Origin of the sequence: Streptomyces africanus (assembly GCF_002150735.1) — a bacterium.
Classification (GTDB): domain Bacteria; phylum Actinomycetota; class Actinomycetes; order Streptomycetales; family Streptomycetaceae; genus Streptomyces; species Streptomyces africanus.
This window is the reverse complement of sequence record NZ_MUKA01000572.1, coordinates 1-852: the sequence shown is the minus strand read 5'-3', so window position 1 is coordinate 852 and position 852 is coordinate 1. Positions and strand designations below refer to the sequence as shown.

Genomic DNA, 852 nt, shown 5'->3' with positions numbered 1-852 from the left:
ACGGCGTCGAAGGCGGCGAGCCCGGCCCGTGCGGTGTCGACGCTGACCCAGGTGCCCGGCGCGTCGACCAGGAGGAAGATCCGCCGTTCCTGGCACAGCCGCTGGGCGGCCGAGACGACGGTGACGGCGTCCTCCGTCTTCTCGNNCGCCGTCCTCGCCGCCCTCCAGCGGGAAGACGGGCGGGTTGACCGAGGCCTCCAGGCCCAGGTCGTTGGCGCACTCGCCGAGGAAGCGGACGACGTCCTCGGGGTCGGTGGAGCCCGCGACGACCTGGATCCGCCGGCCGAAGGCGGTGACCTCGGCGCCCGCGAAGGCGTGCTTGCCGGGCGCGTCGGGCAGGGCGCGCAGCTTGCGCTCCAGCAGCAGCGCCAGCTCGGCGACGGACGTCGGGGCCTCGCCGTCGCAGTCGGGGTNNGGTCGGGGCGGCCCTCGCCGACGACCTCGACGCGGATCAGCCGGGAGCCGGCGTTGACGACGGTCTGCACGTACCGGCCGTGGGACGGGTCCGTGGACAGGCCGGTGTAGCTCTCGCGGGCCTCGCCCTTGGCGTCGTGGACGCGCAGGTTGAAGGTCTCGTCGGGGCGGGGCGTGTCGTAGTCGACGGCGACGCGCAGGCCGTTGCCCCACACGCCGGGTTCCTTGGCGTGCACCTTGAGGACGTCGCACTCGCTGTGGCCCTCGGTGGACTCCAGCGTGACGCAGGCGGCCCGGCCGCTGCCGGCCCGGGCGACCCGGACGATCACGGCGACGGTGCCGCCGTTGCCGAAGAACTGGTGAACGGCGTAGCCGACGGCGCTCTGGGCGCTCAATCCCCCGAAGCGGCGCTCGAACTCGGTGAAGCTGGTGACGCGG

The 852-nt window shown here is 74.2% G+C and carries 1 pseudogene; it reads right to left on the bottom strand.

What is annotated here, in order from left to right:
- Positions 1-852 (bottom strand): annotated as a pseudogene (locus tag CCL05_RS42195) (phage tail protein); the annotation flags it as partial.